1 protein-coding gene is annotated in these 2,394 nt (G+C 40.8%); it reads right to left on the bottom strand.

The window, feature by feature from the left end; translation table 11 throughout:
* Nucleotides 1-115 precede the first annotated feature (115 nt).
* On the bottom strand, nucleotides 116-1,777 hold the full coding sequence (gene ltrA, locus ACMQ11_RS08645; RefSeq protein ID WP_418992364.1) for a group II intron reverse transcriptase/maturase: 1,662 nt from the start codon (nucleotides 1,775-1,777) through the stop codon (nucleotides 116-118).
* Nucleotides 1,778-2,394 lie beyond the last annotated feature (617 nt).

Here is a 2,394-nt window from a genome sequence, read left to right as displayed (position 1 = left end):
ATGTCGAGTAGGTCAGCTCCCTTTCGGGAGCTTTCCCCTCTAAGAACCGTACGTGAGAGTTTCCCCTCATACGGCTCAAGCAATTCAAAACTTCTATTTGTACATAAAAGTCGGCTCATAGTAATTTCCATTTATTTCTGTTAGTAATTCGGCTGCAATTGTCGTGTATAAGGACTTTCACCTTTCTACTACTCCCTGTTGTTTCTATGACTTTCCAAGGGGTTTCCCGTGTTATGTGTTTTCCACATACGGGACAACATTGCATTTGCTTTTCCCATAAGCGATAGATAAATTGCTGACCATCTAAATGTGCAAGCATTCTTCTGGTCTTGTGTTTCTCGAAAAAATCTTTCCAATCAGCATCGTAGGGGTTGGCTTCACTACGGATTTTGATATGTCGCTTTATTTTGGTGTCCGATAATCTTATAAGTGTATGGTATTTACCACTATCCTTATTTATAAGCGGTACAGCAAAAGTCCAGCTTCTACCTCTAACCGTGTGATAATATTTGTTCGCAACCCATTGTTTGCCTTTCTTTGGATGTCTTCTGCGAGACCATCGCCATAGTTTGTTGAATATCTGTGTATCTGCTTTTTTGAATGTTTCCGAAGCAGAACACCCTCTGTAGTAGTTCGCCCATCCTTTAATGACTGGATTTAATAATCGAATCAAGGATTGTTGTTTGGTAGATTTATTTTTATCTACAATCTCACGAACTTTGTCCAAGAATCTCTTTCGACTTTTCTTTGAAGGCTTCATGATAAATTTACCTTTGTATTTTCTTAGATTAAATCCGAGAAAATCAAACCCTTCTTCAATGTGAGTTATCTTCGTTTTTTCTTCTGATAGGGTAAGCCCCCTTGCTTGAAGAAACTCAATTATCAGTGGCTTAACTTGGTTTTCCAGTAATTCTTTGCTGACACCTGTTATAATGAAATCATCAGCATAGCGTACCAGATTTATCATTGGCGCATAATAATTTTTCTTAGAAAAGTTTATTTTGAAATTGTCTTTTAATAGCTTTTCCAGTCCATCCAAAGCCATATTTGCAAGAGTTGGTGAAATAATCCCTCCTTGCGGAGTTCCTTCTTCCGTTGGAAACAGTTGTTTATCAAAAATAAATCCGCATTTTAGCCATTTGCGTAGCATCACCTTATCCATAGGGATATTGTTCAGCAACCATTCGTGGCTAATGTGGTCGAAACAACCTTTTATGTCCCCTTCAAGAATCCATTGCGGAGATACTGTTTTAGACAGGTCAATGAAGCATTGCTGTATAGCATCTGCTGTACTTCTTTCTTTTCTGAATCCGAAAGAGTGGCTGTCTGCTGTAGTTTCTGCTACAGGGTCTAATGCCATTAAGTACAATGCCTGCATTGTTCTGTCTTTCATTGTCGGTATTCCTAACGGTCTTAGTTTCCCATTACTCTTTTTAATATGTATTCGTCTAAGAGGTTGAGGTGTATAGCCTTTCCGTTTCAGTTCGGCTATCGCACACATTTTCGCATCAGGAGTATTCCATGTAACCATGTCAACACCTGCCGTTTTACTCCCTTTGTTGGAAGTTACCCGTCTTACGGCTAATGCTTTAGCGTAAAACGAATGGGTCAATGTCCACTGCAAAGCTTTCACTTTGCCCGGGCGACCTTCCTTTTGAGCCTTTACAATACGTGCTTGTAGCTTTTGAACCGCAGCCTCGCATTTGAGCCAGTTAATACTGTCCCAATCGTTCACCTTACGGTCAGTTGATGCACACGATTTTTTAATTTCGTTCATTTGCTTTTCCACTTTAAAAAGTTCTAAAAGTTTCTTGTAAAGAATTACCTATTGTGGAAGTCAGCTTGCTTTCGCAGTGGAGTGACGTTTAAACTCCTATCCATTCCATTACAGAATGGCATTCGCTTTTTCCACTATCCTATACCCGCACCCCATTCGGCTTTCCTTGCGGTCGGCTTACCTGCATACACAGGAGAAATACGGGCTTACCACGTTCCATATGAAGTAACTTACAGATGGGTTAGGTTCTGTCTATTACGCCGGCAGTGCTAATGTTCGTGTATTCTCAGAATGGAGGAGAATATCCGACTGCTTCCCATTTTGGGCTAAAGCCTTAATCAGTATCGTTGGCTTATTCAACCTTACGACGTTTAGACGACAGTTCGCTTACGCTAACCATACCACCCAAGCCAAGCTCCCCGACTGTATGATACTAACAGCCATTGTCTTCCCCTCACGGTTCTGACTGCTCCTTTCGGAAGGGTTACCTTGTCAGGACAGCTGTAATACATTATATTACTATTGGTGCATCTGTCCATAGGCTACCGTTGACGAAACAACGGGTTAAATCTTTGTTTAACAATTACTCATACGACATCGTGTCGCACCCACTCCTT

This window comes from Alistipes sp., from assembly GCF_048465575.1.
Taxonomy (GTDB): Bacteria; Bacteroidota; Bacteroidia; order Bacteroidales; family Rikenellaceae; genus Alistipes.
This window is presented reverse-complemented; position numbering and strand designations above follow the sequence as displayed.

Excerpts from the sequence above, each read along its gene's own strand:
- ltrA (WP_418992364.1), bottom strand. The coding sequence starts at position 1,777 with ATGAACGAAATTAAAAAATCGTGTGCATCAACTGACCGTAAGGTGAAC.